The sequence below is a fragment of the Parabacteroides massiliensis genome, from assembly GCF_900155425.1.
Lineage (GTDB): Bacteria > Bacteroidota > Bacteroidia > Bacteroidales > Tannerellaceae > Parabacteroides > Parabacteroides massiliensis.
In genome coordinates this window covers 1,077,021-1,096,232 of sequence record NZ_LT700191.1, presented here as the reverse complement: position 1 = coordinate 1,096,232, position 19,212 = coordinate 1,077,021, and the positions used below count along the sequence as shown (strand labels likewise).

The 19,212-nt window shown below is 42.6% G+C and carries 15 protein-coding genes; 7 read left to right on the top strand and 8 right to left on the bottom strand.

Translation table 11 applies throughout. The features are described from left to right. Window positions 1-9: 9 nt before the first annotated feature. Window positions 10-864: an exodeoxyribonuclease X C-terminal domain-containing protein gene (locus tag BQ9893_RS15595; protein WP_075966815.1), complete on the bottom strand. Its 855-nt coding sequence runs from the start codon at window positions 862-864 to the stop codon at window positions 10-12. A gap of 1,273 nt (window positions 865-2,137) precedes the next feature. Here BQ9893_RS15595 and BQ9893_RS15585 point away from each other — a divergent pair. Beyond that, window positions 2,138-2,530: a response regulator gene (locus tag BQ9893_RS15585; protein WP_075966813.1), complete on the top strand. Its 393-nt coding sequence runs from the start codon at window positions 2,138-2,140 to the stop codon at window positions 2,528-2,530. A gap of 80 nt (window positions 2,531-2,610) precedes the next feature. On the opposite strand, the gene BQ9893_RS15580 is transcribed toward BQ9893_RS15585, so the two are convergent. From BQ9893_RS15580 to BQ9893_RS15550, 7 genes are all read right to left on the bottom strand, one after another. Next, window positions 2,611-4,551 carry a carbohydrate-binding domain-containing protein gene (locus BQ9893_RS15580; protein ID WP_075966812.1) on the bottom strand — a complete coding sequence of 647 codons (1,941 nt, stop codon included), beginning with the start codon at window positions 4,549-4,551 and terminating at the stop codon, window positions 2,611-2,613. Between the two features lie 21 nt (window positions 4,552-4,572). Beyond that, on the bottom strand, window positions 4,573-5,310 hold the full coding sequence (locus BQ9893_RS15575; RefSeq protein ID WP_075966811.1) for a DUF2490 domain-containing protein: 738 nt from the start codon (window positions 5,308-5,310) through the stop codon (window positions 4,573-4,575). Between the two features lie 18 nt (window positions 5,311-5,328). After that, complete coding sequence (locus BQ9893_RS15570) at window positions 5,329-6,000, bottom strand: DUF4956 domain-containing protein (protein WP_075966810.1); 672 nt, start codon at window positions 5,998-6,000, stop codon at window positions 5,329-5,331. Continuing rightward, entirely contained in the window at window positions 5,997-6,782 is a 786-nt protein-coding gene (locus BQ9893_RS15565) for a polyphosphate polymerase domain-containing protein (RefSeq protein WP_075966809.1), read from the bottom strand. The genes BQ9893_RS15570 and BQ9893_RS15565 overlap by 4 nt, the downstream gene beginning before the upstream one ends. A gap of 122 nt (window positions 6,783-6,904) precedes the next feature. Then, the gene (locus tag BQ9893_RS15560) at window positions 6,905-7,636 is read right to left on the bottom strand and encodes a LytR/AlgR family response regulator transcription factor (RefSeq protein ID WP_075966808.1); all 732 of its coding nucleotides are present in this window, start codon (window positions 7,634-7,636) and stop codon (window positions 6,905-6,907) included. Then, window positions 7,599-8,756 carry a sensor histidine kinase gene (locus BQ9893_RS15555; RefSeq protein ID WP_075966807.1) on the bottom strand — a complete coding sequence of 386 codons (1,158 nt, stop codon included), beginning with the start codon at window positions 8,754-8,756 and terminating at the stop codon, window positions 7,599-7,601. The genes BQ9893_RS15560 and BQ9893_RS15555 overlap by 38 nt, the downstream gene beginning before the upstream one ends. Window positions 8,757-8,818: 62 nt before the next feature. Further along, complete coding sequence (locus tag BQ9893_RS15550) at window positions 8,819-9,667, bottom strand: AraC family transcriptional regulator (RefSeq protein WP_075967403.1); 849 nt, start codon at window positions 9,665-9,667, stop codon at window positions 8,819-8,821. Between the two features lie 254 nt (window positions 9,668-9,921). Between BQ9893_RS15550 and BQ9893_RS15545 the strand changes: the two genes are divergently transcribed. Genes BQ9893_RS15545 through BQ9893_RS15520 form a run of 6 tightly spaced genes read left to right on the top strand, consistent with a single transcriptional unit; the run spans window position 9,922 to window position 19,110 of the window. Continuing rightward, complete coding sequence (locus BQ9893_RS15545; protein WP_075966806.1) at window positions 9,922-12,498, top strand: DUF4493 domain-containing protein; 2,577 nt, start codon at window positions 9,922-9,924, stop codon at window positions 12,496-12,498. Window position 12,499: 1 nt separating this feature from the next. Next, a complete protein-coding gene (locus BQ9893_RS15540; RefSeq protein ID WP_075966805.1) occupies window positions 12,500-13,258 on the top strand; it encodes a DUF4493 domain-containing protein in 759 nt (252 codons plus the stop codon). Next, complete coding sequence (locus BQ9893_RS15535) at window positions 13,255-14,553, top strand: DUF4493 domain-containing protein (protein ID WP_075966804.1); 1,299 nt, start codon at window positions 13,255-13,257, stop codon at window positions 14,551-14,553. Before BQ9893_RS15540 ends, BQ9893_RS15535 begins: the two co-directional genes overlap by 4 nt. A 4-nt stretch (window positions 14,554-14,557) precedes the next feature. Then, window positions 14,558-16,696, top strand: coding sequence for a PCMD domain-containing protein (locus BQ9893_RS15530; RefSeq protein WP_081415475.1), 2,139 nt, complete (start codon window positions 14,558-14,560; stop codon window positions 16,694-16,696). Then, the gene (locus BQ9893_RS15525) at window positions 16,693-17,442 is read left to right on the top strand and encodes a hypothetical protein (protein WP_075966802.1); all 750 of its coding nucleotides are present in this window, start codon (window positions 16,693-16,695) and stop codon (window positions 17,440-17,442) included. The genes BQ9893_RS15530 and BQ9893_RS15525 overlap by 4 nt, the downstream gene beginning before the upstream one ends. Window positions 17,443-17,448: 6 nt before the next feature. Further along, complete coding sequence (locus BQ9893_RS15520) at window positions 17,449-19,110, top strand: PCMD domain-containing protein (RefSeq protein WP_075966801.1); 1,662 nt, start codon at window positions 17,449-17,451, stop codon at window positions 19,108-19,110. The last annotated feature ends 102 nt before the right edge of the window (window positions 19,111-19,212 follow it).

The window sequence follows — 19,212 nt, the reverse complement described above, 5'->3', positions numbered from 1 at the left end:
AGGTAGGGATTATTTTCCAATCTTGACATAATTCAGCCGTGTGTACTGTATGCCATAACTCTCAAATGTTGCGGCTACACGTGCCGAAGAGATGTGTAGCACTTCCCCCGGCCGGTAAGCATGTTCCAGAGAGGGCAACTGCCCGGAGGCATGGCTGGGATTGCCGGAGGCAAAGGTCAGGTTGACCAGATTACCGTTCGCATCGATGGCCGTCAGGCGTTGGCGGACGAAGAAGACCGGAGTCGTCCCGACGACATGGGTCCTGTATGGATCGTCTTCCACCCGTACTTTGGTTATTTTCAGGGTAAGATGGGTCAGCCTGTCCCCTTTCTTTCCTAAGAAACGACTGGTGGGACGCGGTTGGTATTTCTTTTTCAGCATCTTGTCCAGATAGACACAGTTGTAGGCCTGTGCCATCTTGACGAAACGTTCCTGCTTGGGGATTGTCGGCGTATATTTGTGAGCGATCCAACCGATGTAGTTCGGATCGACTTTCAGTATCTCGTACAGGAAATGTCCGCGGTATTTGCCGAAGGCGATCAGGTCGTCCCCATGTGTCGACATCCTCTTCTCGTTGTAGTCCGTGACCAGGATCTGGCGGTCGGCATACCACAATTCGGAAGTGACGATGCGCAGCGACAGGATAATGTCCGGTTTCAGGTCTTCGATAAACAGGATGCACCGCCTGTCGAGCAGAGGCGTGTAGAACCACAGGCTGTAGTTAGGATGTCCTTCCCTCGGCAAAACCACAAGGTAACATCCCGCCTCCTTGTAAGAGGCTTTTGCCTGGTTATAGGCATTCAGTTTTTCATACAGAAGTTCCTGTTCCGCCTCTGTTATATTAGGTAATCTGGGGTTTGCCATATTGTTACCTCCGTTTAGATGTTTTCATACTGACAGTATGAGTTGTGAACGAAGATAACGGAAATTTCTGACAATAGAGGTCTTATGCTCCAGTTATTTGGTTTAGCGCCTCCAACTAATTTTGATTGTTCATCTCTTTTTTAACAATGAAAGGTTAGAAAACAATAAGGTTATAAATGCAACTTGGTAAGGGAGGTCATCTTTTTGAGATGAATCTAATAATCGTTAAACATAGAAAGGCTATTAATCCTCCTGAAAGGGATAAGATTATATCTGTATAATTGAAATGTCCCCAAAATGTAAATACAATTATTGTTGCTATCAGACTAAATATAATATCGTTTTTTAATCCGTTCCTATTATATAGAAATAATAGCAGACTTGGGAATAATAACATTCCTATAGGCTCAAAATTGTATTTTAACCCAAATCTTAAAATGAATATTGCAACAAATGCGGATATGGATATTAGAATTTTTGAATATGTTATGTGTCTTATTTTCATTGTTCTATTTTTTTAGATGAATATACTGTTTCTTCTGTCTGTGACAAATGTAAGCATATGGAATCCAACGCTATGTTATCGTTATGTTATCTTTAGGTTAACATTTCCAGCATCCGGAAGTGATAAAATACGGATTCGTTATCTAAAAAAAACAGATTGAAATATACAGTAACCCCATTTAAATGGCTTATTTTTGTATTTTGCTGTATGTTAGATATTTGTGTAAATGCATGTTTATTAAAAAATATTACCCTTGCGGGAAAATCTGTTTTCATGGGTATAAAAATCGATTTTCTGACCTATGTGTTTCGATTTAGACCAATGGGTATTTTAGTGAATCGTACAATAAGTGATGTTATCGGTAGGATGTTAGGTTAACGGAAAAGGAGGAATTTGCCGAATGATCAAATTAGCCCTCTTGAGCGTATATTTTAAACAGGCTGGACCGTTATATTGTTAGAGTAAACATATGGACGGTAACAGTGCGATCCATAGAAGCTTATTATCAGTAGGCGTAGGGATGCTATAATATATTATCAAAGCGTTATGTATCATAATTAAAATGTTATATCTTTACTGCCAGAAGCTTTGATCCGATTTGGTTATCCTGTAGATATGTTCCAATTGGACATTCCAATCCGACAAGATGGTTCCGAAGGTATTCCGGCAGTGATATTAAATCCTTATTTGGCAATCTTCGAACGAATGGGGCTGATATTGATTGCTACAGTCCTTAAATGATATATTAATCCAAACAATTGAAACATTATGATTAAGCTGTTATTGGTTGAAGATGATGCCAGCCTGTGCTACATGGTAAAATCATCTCTTGAAGATTTGATCGGAGGTTATGAGGTGATCATCGCCAACAACGGAAAAGAAGGGCTGGATGCTTGGAAAGAACATCGGCCGGACATTATCGTGGCCGATATAGAAATGCCTGTAATGGATGGCAGGGAGATGGTCGCCAAAATACGGGAGATAGACGGTGATACGCCTGTCCTGTTTGCTTCTGCCCGTTATTTTGCTTCCCGCAGCCTGGATGTTTTTGTTACGAAACTGCGTAAACATTTCTCGGACGATCCTTTTGTCGAAATCCGGACAGTGAGAAGGGTAGGATTGGCATTGGAGGAGAATCTGATAGACGCAAATCTAATTTGACGCGTCAAAAAATCCGAGTTTATTTATATTTAATCTGCGTCTGTCAGATTCAAATCCGGGTGGGAACAAATTTCCTACTCCTAAGGTCTTTTCCCGCCACCGGGGTTACCGCCCGGGTTGCCACCGGGAAAATTGCCGCCTCCGCCCGTACTGCCGATGATGGTCACCATGTTGGTGGTTGTAAAAGAAGAAACGGATGTCCCGGCCGAATAGTTGGCGCCTACAGTCAACCCATAGAACGAAGTTCCTCCGTCGACACTGCCTCCGGTGTAGATGCTGTAATTTGTTCCGGAAGCCAGTGACGGGCTGCTGAAGAGTAGGGTCATCTGGTTGTAGGTGCGGGGAATGGTGTAAGACATCAGGTGTGTCCCGTCTGCCGAGATTATGGACAACAGGGTCCCGCTCGTACCGGAGCCGCCGTATATGACGGATCTCTGTGTGCAGGCATTGGAAGTCGGTGTACTGGTTGAACCTCCTATGCCGAGTATCGTTCCGCCTGTTATCTTGAATGTGTTTTGGTCGCAGTCAAAACCATCTTCGGGAACCGTAGTGCCGGAAGCCACTACCATACCACCCGTGATGGTCAGCGTTCCGTTGGAATCGATGCCATCGTTGCCACTACTGTAACAGTAGACATTCCCGTTATTGATAGTGATGTTGTTTGTGGCGTTCAGGCAATCATCGTAGGCATATACACAGATATTTCCGCCGTTGATCGTGAGCGTGCTTTTGCTCTCGATACCTTCGCTGCCTTCGCCGCCAGTGGTACGAACCTGCACGGTGCCGGATTCGACGGTCAGGTCACCGTCTGCTTTGATCCCTTTGGGAGAAGAATCCAGACTGCCGTATACATATTGTTGTCCGGTAGTGACGATCTTTACCGTGCTCGCTGACAGTGTAAGTTTGCCGTCGCAATTGATACCCTTTCCGGCCGCCCCCGTACTTTTAATAGAAACAGATGCATCGCTAATGGTCAGATCGCCTCCGCATTTCATGCCTGCCGATGAGCTGAGATCCTTATCGGTCGAATCGTACTCCGCATCACCGGAAGTCAGCAGCAGTAACTGCCCGCCCGCAACGGTAATATCAGTTTCAGCCTTGACAGCCTTGGATGCGGCTCCCGTGATGTTTGCTTTCAACAGGCCGCCACGGATGTCGATACTGCCATCCTCGCAGTCCATCCCGTCGCCTGAGGGAGTGAGTTTTACTAAACCGCCGTTCATCACAATCTTGTCGTTGGCATGGATGGCATCTTTTACTGCCGAGGCGACAGTAATCCTTACGCCGGAATGCAGATATACATAGTCATCGCTGCAAATACCGTGTTTATAGTTCCCGCTCACGGTCAGTTCTCCACTACCGCTGAACAGCAGCTGCCCTTCACTGAAAAAACAGGCCTTTTGGTCTTCTCCGTTCACGGTGTTCGTATAAGAGGAGGCATCGGTCAGCGTGTTTACCGTGCCGTCCACTGCTTCTACGAACACGCGCTTTCCGCTCTGAATGTTAATGGCTGCTCCTTGGGCGCTTGTCAGCGATAGGCCGTTGAGGGTCAGTTTGAATTTTTTCTCGCTGTATGCCTTGAACGATCCGTCGGTTGCCGTACCGCTCAATATGTATTCCACACCTTTCACCGTAGAACTGACGGTGACATGCGCCCCGTCTGTAGTAACAGTCACGCCTTCGGCGGCTCCGGTCACTGTGGCAGAGGTGCCGTTATAAGCGATGGCTATCTGCGAGGTAAACGAAGAATTTTCTATGAAATCTTCATATTCATCTTCGTTCTCATCGGTCGGCACACGTTCCGAAGTGTCTTCAAAGTCGCTGTCGGCCATATCGTCCCAGTTAATATCGAAATCGAGCAGATTGCCGGATGCATCGACATTTCCGGATCCTCCGGTCTCGCCGCCGGTGTTGTTTCCCGTTTCGTTCTTTTCATTTCCGTCCAGTTCATCCAAAGGATCAACGCTGCACGCCCAACAAAGCAAGCAGCAGGCTAAAAAGCCCATATATTTTCTTTTCATGACAATTATAGTTTAGTTTGTTTAGAATTTAAACTTATATCCTACGCCCAATACATGCCCGTTCGTCTCGTCATCATCCTCGTGATCCTGATAGCGATAGTAAAGATCGAACGAATGTTTCTTGTTTATTTTATATTCCGTTCCTACTGTCCAGCGGGTTTTCTTCACAGACCATCCTTCGTTCATATTTTGATACAATTCGCAGGAGGCATAAGGCGTGAAAGGAGACTTTCGGAGATTCCATGCTACTTGCAGACGTGAACGGAGCATGTTCTTTGATTTTGCGCTGATTATCTCGTCTGCCTTGCGGGAACCGTCGTCTCCATCATACTTAGGTACGGATAAGGCTGTACGGTGAGTGAACTGAAACCTTTCCCGCAGAGAAAACTCCAGCCGGTTCCAGGTGCAACTGCCGGTCAGCGAAGCGCTGAACCGATGACGAGGCGACCAATGCGCCGGGATGTAGTTCCCTTTTTTGGTGGTTTCCGCTTCAACCCGTTTATTGATGTAAGAGTATCCCAAGCTTGCGTTCAGGAAAGGAAAAAGGCGGTAGGACAAGGAAGGCGACACCGCCCAGCGTTCTACGTCCTTCACACCGTCGCGTGTACGAAACTCTCCTTCCAAGGAAGCGTCCAGTCCGTGGATGATTTTCTTCTTGACTTCCGCACTGCTCCAGATGCCGAAGCCGTCGCTTTGTGCTTGCAACCCGGTACATAATTGCAGGCAGATACAAGCCGTGAATAAGATAATCTTTTTCATAACAACTCTTTTTTAGGATTAGTCTCCTTCCCGTGGAAAACGTATCAACGAGTCCACTGTGTTCGTCCTTTCTTCTATCGGTTCGTAATAGACTTTCAACATTGCTGCGTCTCGTAAGAAGTCAATATGCCCTACTTCCACTTTGCTGATGTTCAATCCGGTTCTTTTCTTCAAATCCTCTATCAGTTCTTCTCTGCGTTGCGGTACGATAAGTTCGATACGGTCGTACTGTACCAGCTTACACGCCACATGTTTCAGCCATCGGTTGCTCTCGCAAAGCCACACGCAAAGCACGAACAGCAGGTTAGTCCCCAATAGTTCGGCATAACTGATCTCTACTGCCAACGCATTGATGACCGAGATGGCGATGATGACGAAAAGATAGGTCATCTCGCGCACCGGCATAGACTCTGTGCGATAGCGGATAATACCGAAGATGGCAAACAACCCCAATGCAAATCCTATCTTGAGTTTTACGCTTCCCAATAGGAAAATCATGAGGAAAATGCTGATGCTGATGAGTGTGAAGGTGAAATAGTAGTCGAGCCTGCGACTCTTGGGGTAATAGAAGAAACGGATGACACACCACACTATCAACATGTTGAATGCAAAGCGCAACAGCAGTTCGGCAAATCCTGTGTAGTCCATAAATCCTGAATCCATCATGGATGCTTCAATTAACTCATTCATAATTCGTTGTTTTTTACAGATGATTGTATGACTTGATTATTGAATTGCATAACTTTTCGCAACCGTAGTTTGAAACGATTCTGCCGTAACAGCCCGTCGGTCAGTGCACAGCCCGTATAGTATTTGCTGAAAGAAGAAGGATGGACGTGCATGCTGTGCAGGATGTCATGTACGGGTGAGGGGAGCCGTCCGTCACGTTTCAGCTCTACCACTACCAAATTGTCCAGTACACAGTTATTTCCGTTGACCAGGTTATGGAAACGGATGTCGCAGTCGATGGTCAACCGTTCGGTCTTGGCCTGGTTCACCAACGTGATACGGCGGAAACGGTTCTCTAATTGTGGAGAAAGTTGCTCTAACCTGTACCATGCGTATTTTCGGAGGAAATCGTCTCCACCGTCTGCCGATAAAGTCTCCACGGATGTCACCGGTATGCGTTTTTTGTCTGTGCGGCCTTTGTTGTTTTTGTTTTTTACTTCCAGGAAAGTGAGATGGGAAGACACATACGTGCGTACTCTGATTTTTTCGCGTACGGCACGTCCGCATTCATGTCTCAGATACATCTCGCGCATCGGCGTATCTAAATAGACCGTATAGTAGGCTATATCTCGTTCACCGTCTACTTCTTGTATCAGATAGTTTTTTACGGCAAGCCGGAGAAACGAAAACAGGTTTTCCGTTGTGAGAAGATATTTCGTGTCTATACGGTTCATCAACCGGATAGTGCTCATTTCCTCCAATGTTATCGGAGTGAAAGCTGCCAGTAATTTCTGTTTCTCCATGATTTGTACTTTTTTGCAAACAATATTATCCAGAAAAACAATCTCTTTTGACGCAAAGATAAATGTGGCTGGAAAGCTTGGCAAAAAAGTTCGATGAACCGTGTTTTCTTTTCGGTGAACGGCTATTTTTTCTTCCCGATGGAACGACTTTGCAGGTAGTCGTAGAACTCCTCCTTGTATAAGTCACCGACAGGAATCCACGTATCTTTGTCCATCAGGATACGCATCCGCTGTATTTCTTTCAACTGCTCCATATTGACGATATAGGAACGGTGGACTTGCAGGAAATTGGGCGAAAGGTATTCTTTGATCTGCCTTAGTGTGGAATGGGTTATCAGCGGCTTTGTTTCCGTTGTCGTAAAAATCCGTAAGTAGTCGCTCATACCTTCGATGTAGCGGATATCTTTCAAATCTATCCGTACATACTTATACTCCACTTTGACATAAAGTGAGTTTGAAACGGCAGAAGGAGAGTTGGGCGAAGAGTGCATGTTGAACTGTTGCAATATCCGGTTTGCGGCACGTTGGAAATCTGCAAAACTGAACGGTTTGAGCAAGTAGTCCACCGGTGCTACCCGGTAGCTGTCTACCGCATACTGGGCATAGGCGGTTGTAAAGACGACCAAGGGGCGCTTGGAGAGGGATTCCACAAAGTCCAGCCCGTTCAAGTCGGGCATGTTGATATCGATAAATATGGCATCTATCTCCCGTTCGTTCATCACTTTCATAGCCTCTATGGCATCCTCGCAGGTGGCGGCCAGATCGAAATAAGGGATTTTTGTGATATAGTTCTGTAGCTTCTCAAGGGCGATAGGTTCATCGTCCACTGCCAGACATTGAATGTTTCTCGTCATATATGGGTATATTTAGTGTTACGGAATAAACAGATGAATCAGATCGGATATCAAGCGTGTAGTCGTTGCCGAACAACAGGTCAAGCCGTTTGCGGACGTTCTCCAAACCGATGCCTCCTTCTGCCGGGTGGCTGTTCTCCTTGGCGGGAGGAACACTGTTCTCGCAACAGAAACTGATACGCTTGTCTTCCGTCACTGACAAAGCGACACGGATGAATGACGGCTGCCGATAACTTATTCCGTGTTTGAAGGCATTCTCTATGAACACGATGAAGAGAAGTGGCGGCACGAGCACTTTGTCAGAGATACATTCGGGTAGGGAAAGATTGATGGTCACCTTTTTGCTGGAACAGCGTTGCTGCATCAGTTCCACATAGTTAGAGACAAACGCTGTCTCTTGTGACAGAAGAACCAGTTGCTTTCCGCCCTCGTACAGGGCGTAGCGCATCAACTTGGAGAAGTTGATGACCATTTCTTGCGCTTTCTCAGGGTCGACCTCTATCATGGAGTGGATGTTGTTAAGCATGTTCATCAAGAAATGAGGTTTGAGCTGCGCTTTCAGATACTTCAGTTCATGCTGCAACCCTGCTTTTTCCAGTTGTTGCATTTTCTCCTGCTCTTTCTGCATGCGAAACAGAAGGACAATGGTCAGGTTGCATCCCAGCATAAGCAGGGCAATGACGCAGTCCATCACGTAGGCGGGGGCTTTCCCTTTCTCGGGCGGTTCCGGTTTACGGATTTCACCGGTACGGGGAGGATGTTTGGAGAACGTAGGAGACTCCCGATGAGGTGGTGTTTCCGAATGAACAGGAGGAGGAACATTTTCCCGAAAATCATGTTCTCTGAAACGGGCATACTGGAACAGGGTAAACCCGGAAAGCAGTCCCAACGTGACCAACAGGTAGGAGGCGGCACGGCGAGGCAATGGGAACCGGGGAATGACAAACCTGTTATGCAGAAGAAACAAGACTATAAACGGGATGAAATTTACCCACATGTCCCATACTTCGCTCCACCGGAAATCGGAAGTGTTGTCCAAAGCCCTGCTGATGACGGGATATAAAAGTACCCACAACCACAGGACTGTATAAATATGCCATTGGCGCAGATGAAATCTCATATATTTTGGATGTTTATGTTGATGAACATACAAAAGTAATGAATAGGCCGGTACTTTTGTTTTTAGCTGTTCCGGTATTCCTGTGGCCCTATCCCCACATGCCGTTTGAAATATTTGCCGAAGAAAGACATATTCGTGAAATTCAGCGAATAGGCAATGTCATGGATCGAAAGGTCGGTCGATTTCAATTGTGCCTTTGCATCCATAATCACCATAGATGAGATAATCTCGATACAGGTCTTGTCGGTCGTCTGCTTGACAATCGTACTGAGATGCGCCGGAGTTATACCGAGCTTTTTGGCATACCATGCAACAGAACGTTGCGTAGTATAGTTCTGCATAACCAATTGACTGAAGTTCTTGCTTATTTGCTCCGCTTTGGAGAGATTCGTCTTACTTTCCACTTTATCTTTATACATGGCACTGACTCCCATGAATATCCCCGATAATAGATGAGTCAAAATATGTTTGTTTAAAACGGGCTTGCAGGTATTATATGTTTTAAGCAGAAGCGAGAAGTAATCTTTCAGTAGTTCGACCGGCTTCTCTTTCAATTCAATGATCGGGGTCTCTTTGGCTGCGTAGTGCATGTCTACTGCCATTTTGTTGAGATTCGATTGATTGATAAAACTTGAGGAAAACCCCATGAAGTAAATTTCCAAATCTCCTTCTGCCCGATATATTTGCAAAATTGTCCCCGGTTGTATGGTGATAAAGCTCCCCGGCCTGACTTTATAGCGCGTCAAATCGATGGATGCTTCCAGATCTCCTTGCAAACAAAGCACAAATATTTCGGCTTTCAGCCGGCATGGATAGTTGGCATAGAGGTTCAGCAAGCTGATTTCGCTTTTCGTCAACTTTCCGATTACCCAGTCTTCGGGTAGATCTATTTTGGGGATGTCATTATCTATATACATATTAGAATGATAAGATGTGACAAAGATAGAAAATCTTGTTTATATGCAAAGCTTATTATGAAAAATAGGACAATTATTTGTGTATGGATATATTGTTTATGTGTCATAAATAGAATATTAAAGAGGCAGTCTTAAATGTAAATCAAAAAAAACGGACATTGAATAATATAAATTGACCTTGTAGGGCTTGAAGAATCGGGTTTACTTTGCGACCTTGAAAATGGAATGTTAAACGGAATAGAATCTGGATGGAGAAGAAACGTTTCTTGGATGGAGATAACAAGCACTTTTGTGTGGTAAGCCGCCTGTTGTGCTTTTTTTGTTTGTTTATTGGGATTTATGCTTGTCAAGTCGATGAAGATGGAGTAGTTAATAAAGGTACTCTTGTTTTTCGGATGAATGTGGACACGGTGTTAGTGGGTGTGCCGACAAAAGCTTCCGACTTGGCGGACTTTAAGGATGTGAATGGCTATGCTGTGACGATCGCGCAGGATTCGGGTGTTGTGGCAAAATATTCCCGCTTCGACAAGATGCCTGCCGAACTTGAACTGGGGGCTGGAGCATATACGGTTCAGGTGTCAAAAGGAACAGAAGCGGCTGCCGCTTTCGATGCACCTTATTTTTCCGGAAAAAAGGAATTTACGATTGTCAAGGATATGACTACACCGGTGGAGGTGACAGCCGAGATGGCGAACAGCCGGGTGACGATCGACTATTCGGATGATTTTCTGCAAACATATAAAGATTATACCTTGTCGTTGAAGACGAATAAGATGGAATTGCCTTTGGTGTATGAAAAAGGCGAATCCCGTCCGATGTATTTTCTGTCGGATGCTTCCGGTACGAAACTGGAAATTGCGATGGAACTGGTCAATGTCTATGGAAAGACCGTCAATTATACGGCGACAACAACTATCAAGCCTAAGCAGTGGGCGAAGCTGACCGTCCGTACGGATGAAAAAGGCTTGAACGGAATTGCTATCGATGTGACATTAAACGATGAAACAAAGGAAACAGTCTATGTGAATATCGGAATCCCGGATTTCATGGAGAAGTTGAAGGGGGCACCGTATATTTCAACAGAGGGAACTGTTGTTAAATGGTCTGATTCAAATAAAGATGAAGATTTCGAAAAGACTTTTTCTTCATATATTACAGTATCGAAAGTACCTGTGTCTGTTACGGCTGGTGGAAAAATAGATAAATTAATACTGTCTGTTTCTGAAAATGGAACGACAATATTATCGTATGATTTAGCAAATATGGAATCCGCTCAGCGAGAAGAGTTGCAAGAAAAGCATCAATTAGAACTTTCTGATGATATTAAAGGGAAAATAAGCGTTAGTTTTGACCTTCAGGGTTTTTTGAAAAGCTTGTTTGACAAAGAAGATCGGAATTATACGATTGAATTATTAGCGATTGATGCATTGCCTCAACCAAACAAGACTATGAAAAGAATTATTGCAACATATAAAGCAATGGCATCTCCTAAAATACCAAATGTAAATATTAGCGCATTTGAGGAAGGAACTTATACTGGCAGTAAAAGGATTACGATTTCGAGTGTTTATTTGAAATTAAAATCTTTTACTTTCGGTCCGAAAGATGGAGAACAAGTTGATTTAATACTAAATAATATAGAAAATATTTCTTTTGAAAGATCAACTGCGCTTGTTCCTACTAGTTATACATTGACATTAGAAAAAGATTGGTTCAATGCGTTGTCGGTAGGTGAGCATATTTTTGTAATGAAAGCTATTGATGCTTTTGATAGGGAAGTGACAAATACATTTATTATCAATGTTACTCAACCTCCATTTGAGTGGGCAATGGCTGAAAATGAAGGGGATGTATTCGCTAAATATGCTTATTTGAGGGTAGTAGCGAAAGATCCAGATAAGGTTACATTCTATGAAAATGGTAATCCGTTGACAGGGTTAATATCATTAGGTCAAGAAAATGGTGTTGCTTCTTTTGTTTGGAAAGGGTTAACTCCTAATCAGAAATATTCGATTACTGCGAAGTATGATGGTAAACGAGAATTGGATTCGTATAGTTTTACTACGGAAGAAGCAAGCCAAGTCCCAAATGCAGGGTTTGAATATTGGTATTATGAGAAACCTCAATCTAATTGGAAACGTTGGTTTCCATGGGATAGCAAAGATGTAAATACTCAAGGTTGGAATACATTAAATAAAAAGACTACTTCTGATGAGAATGTTTTGGCTCCAAATTTTGCATATGTTAATAATTCTGGAACAATAGAGACAAATGATAAAAAGAACGGAGAAAAGGCTGCTTTAATTCGTACAATTGGTTGGGGAGAAGGAACAAAGGCTCCTGGCTCTATTGGAATTAAAAAATGGGATGGAGAAATAAAAAAAGCAGATTCTGGATATCTGTATTTAGGTGCTGAATCTGATAACCCCGAAACTGAATATTATCCGCATTCATTTTATTCTCGTCCTACAGCTTTGAATTTTTATAGAAAGTATTTTCCGGCTAGTGGTAAGAATGTTAGTAATGATAATTACGAGGTTCTAATAAAAGTTGAATATAGAAAGGATAATCAGACTATTCTTTTAGGGGAAGGACTCTTAAAGGAAGGTGGTAAAACTACATCCTATGAGCTAAAGACAATTCCTATAACATATACAAATAACTCATATAAAGCTACTAATATATATATATTATTTAAATCAGGAATAGAAAAAGGCTACGATTATATGATTGTTCCTTCTTATAATAATTTATCAACTGGCGAGTACATAGGTAGCCAACTATACGTTGATGATGTCGAACTAATATACGATTATCAAGAATAATATGAAACACTTATTATACACATTAGCCATCCTGCTTATTGCAGCCTCCTGTTCTAACGAAGAAACAGAACAGGTGATGGGACAGGGTAAAGCCCGTCTCCAATTTCATGTTTCAACTGAATCTCCGGTTGTGATAACTCGTTCTACACCGGTGCCGACGGTAAATCAATTATACGTTAAGATACAGGATGGTACCGGTGCGGTTGTGACGCAAGACTCTTTGAAGACCTTGCAACAAAACAGTCCGGTCTTTTTGGAAGCGGCCGAAGGTGGTACGGTATATGAGGTAGAAGTGTATTCCAATGAACTGAAAGATGTCATATTGGATAAACCCTGTTTCTTTGCTTCTGGAGCATACACTTTATTACCGGAAGAGACCGTTTTGGTGAAGTTGGAATGCAGTTTGCAACAATTTCAAATCTCTTTTAATGCAAGCGATGCATTTAAGAAGGCATTTCGGACAGATGATAAGTTGCAATCCGGAGATACAAAATTCAAATTGACCGTTTCGGATGAAAACAAACGTCAAGTGTCTTATGCTTTGGGCGATTTGGATAAATCTGCCTACTTTGATGGAGCGAAAAGCTCTTCCTTTATTAAAATCCATATCGAAGGAACGACTTTGGAGGGGTTTCCGGTCGACTATTCGAATACGATTTTACCGAAAGACGGTCTGTTGGAAAAGAAAGACCATCTGATTATCGATCTGCAAGTATCGGAAACAAAATCAATGATGTTAAAAGCAACACCTGTTGAATGATGAAATATAGATATACATATTACGTATTGTTATGTCTGGCTCTTGTCGGTTTGGCTTCCTGCGAGATGAAAGACGAACTTTTAGGAAAAGGGGAACAGGGCGGTTCTGGCGAAACCGGCATATTGGATTTGAAGTTGAAAGTTGTGCCTCCTTCTTATGGTAATGACGACATGTCTTCCAAATCATCAAGTACGGAACTGATCGTTCCGAAAGCGGAAGATATGATCGTGAAAGTGTTTAACGCATCGATGGAATTGCAGGATTATTTCGAGTCGTATGCCGATTATCTGAAAAAATCCCAATATGCATTGGAGCAGGGCACTTATTATATCGAAGCCTATTCGGGTGATAATTATGAAGTGACATCGGAATATCCTTATTATGAGTCGTTGGATACATGTGTCATAAAAGCCAAAGAAGTGACATCGGTAGATAAGGTTTGCGAATTGCAAAGTGCTATCTTGTATTTGATTCTGTCCGAAGAGTTTTTGAATGCGTGCAAGGATGATTATGCAATCACCATTACCAATGGTTCCGGTGTTCTGTCTGTGGGTAAAGAAGATGCCCGGATCATATATATCCGTCCCGGAATGAAAACGACGGTGACAATCCGTGCTACGGAAAAGACTACCGGTAAGCCGGTGATCCGGACATTCGGACTGGCCGATTCGGAGGGAAAGATTAATCCGCAGGATTTGTTTAGGATAGAGATCAAAGACTTGGAAGAAGAGGTTATACCGGATGATCCGGAGAAACCGAATCCAGACCCTGACGGTCCTGATAACCCTGATAACCCTGATAACCCGGAAAAACCGACAAAAGGCTCCTTTAGCATAAAGGTAGATGTGACATTGAATGAAACTCCGATCGACATTATTGTACCGAGCAGTGGAGGAAATGGCGGAAATACGGGAGGTGATGATAATACAGGCGATGAGACGGAAGAGATGATTTCGATAAAAGGAGACGCGATCAATACAGACTTGGTGGTGAGTGTGCCGAACGGTATTTCCTCGTTTAGAGTAATCATTGATTCGCCATTGTTACCTGAATCGGAATTACAGGGTATCGGATTAACGTCAGATTTTGATTTGGTCAATCCGGGTGAATATGCAGATAAGTTGAGCGGTTTAGGTTTTCCGGTTTATATCGGAGGTAAAACATCTGTGTCGTTTAATATATCCCAATTTGTGCCAATGCTCAAAATATTGGGAAGCGGTACAAGTAATTTCCATTTGACCGTTACTGATTCGAAAGGAAATACGAAAACTCATACAATAACAATTACGACTTGATAGGATGAAAAAGTTATCATATATAATAGGTTGTTTGTTTTTAATGTTGTTTGTTTGGGTATCATGTGATAATGAAGATAACCGTATTCAAACAACAGGCTATTTGGAATTAGGTGTATCGAAAAACGTGGAAGTGATCACGCGTAGTTTCGATGTCAAGGATCAATCTTTGGCAGTGGATATTTGTACCGGAGCGAACGATTCGGTCGTGAAGCATTTTTCCGATTACAATGATATGGCCGGCGAGCGTGTGTTGTTGGATGTCGGAACTTATAAGGTGAAGGTCACATCTAATCCTTCGAACAAATTAGAGTTTGAAAAACCTGTTTTTTACGGGGATAAAGACAAGGTTGTCATAAAAGCGGGTGAGACAACTAAAACTGCAATTGAGTGTTTTTTGACTTGCGTGAAAGTAACCAGTAAGTTTACAAAGCCGGTTCAGGATAAATTTGCATCTTGTGTGGCGAAAGTCTCTGACGTGACGGGAAGCTATTTGGAATATGATATGCAAGAGACACGTGCCGGTTATTTCCAACCCGGTTATCTGTTGGTCGATTTGACATTGACGAACAAAGAAGGATTGACATTCCACATGTCCAAGCTGATCGAGAAGACGGAAGCAAAAGATCATTATCATCTGGTATTCGATTTGGTGGATAGTGGTGAAGATAATTCCGGAATGGACTTCGATATAACGATAGATTCTGATCCGACCAATGACGAGAACCATACGGTGACGATCCCGTTGCCGGAGTCGGGATATAAGCAGGAACCGCCGGTGGTGAAAGTGTTGGAAGATGACAAGGAGAGCAATGGAATAATCTCTTTGGATAAAGGAGACTCCAAAAAAGTAATATTGAATATCTCTTCTGCGAATATAGGATTGGAATCTGTTACCATGATTGCGACTTCGTCTTTGTTTGACGAGCATAAGATTTCATCATCTTTGGATTTACTGAAATTGTCGGAAGAAAGTAAGAATAAGTTAGCTGAAATAGGATTGGATGTTCCTGCTTTGGATGATAAAAAGGCAATGTTTACATTGGTTTTCGACAATTTGATTGCACAGTTGCCAGGAGGTACGCATACCTTTGTTCTCTCTGTCCGTGACGAGATGGGACATGAAACGGTGCAAACGATTTCTGTAACTGTCAATCTGCAAATCATGACTCATCCGGTAGTCGAATCGGAAGTGTGGGCACATTTTGCTACATTGAGGGGATATGTAAAGAACGCGAAAGAGGGAGATAAAGCCTCTTATAAGTTCCAATATCGAAAATCGGGAACAACAGATTGGATAGATGTTGCCGGTGAAGTGACTGTTGCCACGAATGGAGCTTCCAATGTAACACAAGTTGTGACGAATTTGGATGCGGGTACAAAGTATGAATATCGGTTGTTGCAAAATGATACAAACAGTGAACCTGAAGAGTTTACAACAGAGGATGATATTCAATTGCCAAATTCAGGATTTGAAGACTGGTATACAGATAGTGATGGATTACCTAAACCAGCAAAGGATGCAAGTTCCTCGTTTTGGGATTGTGGAAATGTCAGCTATTTTGGTCAGCATATTATGACTACTCAAAATAACGAAACAGCGTTAGGACAAGGATCTTCTGTGAAAATGGAAACACAGGAAACAATGAAGATTATTGCTGCTGGAAATATATTTACAGGGACTTTTGAGAGAGATGGTATGGGGGGAATTTTGACTTTAGGTAGAACTTTTGAGTGTCGTCCTAATAAATTAAAAGGATATTACAAATATACATCTGCTAAAGTCTCTGTGAGTAAAGGACATTTGGAAGAAGGCGAAGATGATCTGTGTTCTCTTTATATCGCTCTTACAGATGAACAAATTACAGTTAATACAAATGAAAAAATTTATTTTGATCCCAATAGTAGTGCCGTAATTGCTTATGGATCTATAAGTGATGAGGAATCTAAAGGAGCAGATTCATTTAAGGAGTTTACTGTTGATTTGGAATATAAAGATTTAAAGCGTATACCTAAATATATTATTGTAGTTGCCTCTTCAAGTAAATACGGTGACTATATGGAAGGAGGAAAAGGTAGTACTATGTGGTTAGATGATTTGGAATTAGTTTATCCGGGATCAATGGAAGAAGTAAAAAAATGAAGCGTACAATAGTTATTTTATTTATCGCATTTCTATGCACAGGCTTAATGCAAGCCCAAACAAAAATCTTTGGTCGTAAAGTCTTCGACCGAGGTATTCAAAGTCATACCTTTATCCCGAAAGGGCAATGGATGGTCGGATCGACTTTTTCTTATTCGGAACATGAGGATGACAATTATAAGTTCTTGGTACTGGAGAAAATTGAAAGTACCGGTTATACGTTTAGAGTAAGTCCTTTCTTCGGCTACTTCATTCGGGATAATGTTGCATTGGGCGGACGTTTTTCCTATAACCGTACTTATACGGATTTAGGAAATATCAGTTTGGATTTGGATGACGATATTAATTTTGATATCAGTGATCTAAATTATTTGGAACACATTTTTTCTGCTACTGGATTTGTGCGTACCTATATGCCGATTGGAAGCAGTAAGATTTTTGGTTTGTTTAATGAAGCTCGCGTGACCTATGGTTATGGACAGGGTAAAAACTCTTCGGGTACTGGTGCCGATTATACCGGTACCTACCAGACCATTCAGAATTTGCAGATCGGAATGGCACCGGGTCTGACGGCTTTTATCACTAACTTTGCAGCCGTTGAGGTGTCGATTGGCGTACTGGGTTTTAATATGAAGTGGACTGATCAGACAACCGACCAGATTGAGAAAGGCTCACGGCGTAGCAGTTCCGCTAATTTTAAGATAGACCTATTTTCGATTAACTTAGGTATGAACTTCTATTTTTGACGAGGTATGGATATAAATCATATAAAACGAAATGTGACAGGTTTTCTCTGTTGTTTGTTCTTTCTTGTTTCATGTATAGAGAATGATATTCCTTATCCATATCGGGAAGGAAGTATTACCGATTTCCTGGTAGAAGGGCAATTGGATAATACGTTGGAAATAGACAAGACTAAAGGGATAGTAACGGTAAAGGTGGGCGACGCGGTCGATCTTGCAACTCTCCGGATCAAGAAGTTGGTGGTGACTAATGATGCGGAGGTACGGATGGATTCTGTGGCGTGTCTCAACTATAACGCTTTTCCACGAATCGGATTTTCTTCTTTGGACAGTTTGCCCAAGAATGCCGATACACGGGTGGATTTTTCTTCGTCTGTCTCATTGCTTTTGCAGACATATCAAGAGTATCCTTGGAAGATAACGGTTAATCAGACGATAGACCGGGCTGTGCAAGTCAGCAATCAGGTGGGTGAACCGGTAATCGATTTGGCAAATCGGGAGATGATCGTGTATGTGGCAAAAGAGCAACATTTGGATCGGATAACGGTGACTAAGATGCAACTGGGCGGTTCGGTAGGAACAGTTGTCCCTGATCCGACGACGATAACGGATTTTTCGCGTCCTCGCTCATTTGAAGTGACTCGTTTTGGAGTAACGGAGACTTGGAAAGTGACAATTCTGCATACGGATGGTGGCGCTGTTTCCGGTGGCGAAGCGATAGCGATGGTCAATCGGATCATAGTAACCGGAATGATTCAGGAAGGTAAGGTTCCGGTAATAGAATACAGAGAAAAGAGTTCGTCTCAAACACAGGTGGATGATAGTTGGCAGACGCTTCCGGCAAGTTCCGTAACCGTCAACGGTACATCTTTCACGGCTACAATAACAAATTTGAATCCGAATACTACTTATGTGTATCGTGTGATGGTTGATGGTGTTGTAGGAGAAGAAGTGGAATGTAAGACTGCTGCATCAGTGTCATTGACCAATGGTAGTTTTGACGAATGGCATCAAGATGGTAAATTATGGAATCCGTGGTTGGCAACAAGTGTTTCTTTTTGGGATACGGGAAATAGAGGAGCTACTACATTGGGAGACAGCAATACGATTCCGACAGATGAAACGAGTAACGGAACCGGAAAAGCTGCCAAATTGGAATCGCGGTTTGTCGGAATTGCCGGTATCGGTAAGTTTGCGGCAGGTAATATATTTGTCGGTTCGTATATCCGTACAGACGGTACTAACGGTGTCTTGAGCTTTGGACGTCCATTTGAAACTTATCCGACAGGTTTGAAGTTTAAATACAAATATACTTCGGCTGAGATAAATAAAAGTAGCGATTCCGATTATAATTATTTGCTTGGCAGACCGGATTCTTGTCATATTTATGTGGCTCTGTCTGATAAAGCAGAACCTTATGAGATCAAAACCAAGAAGTCGGAACGGCAGTTGTTTAGCAAGAATGATAAAAATATTATTGCTTATGGTGAGTTCATTTCTGCTAAGACCATATCTGGTTATGAGGAATATACAATTCAGTTAGATTATCGTGATTATCGCAAACCCAAATATCTTATTATTGTGGCGACAGCCAGCAAATATGGTGATTATTTCACAGGCGGGGAAGGTAGTACGCTCTATCTGGACGAAATGGAGTTGACTTATGATTAGCGGTAACTTATTTAGTGTATCCTTAGTCGGATTATAACAACTAATGATATTCCTTTCTTTTTTAGGTTAAGCAAGAAATGTGTACCTTTGCCTCTCAAAAAG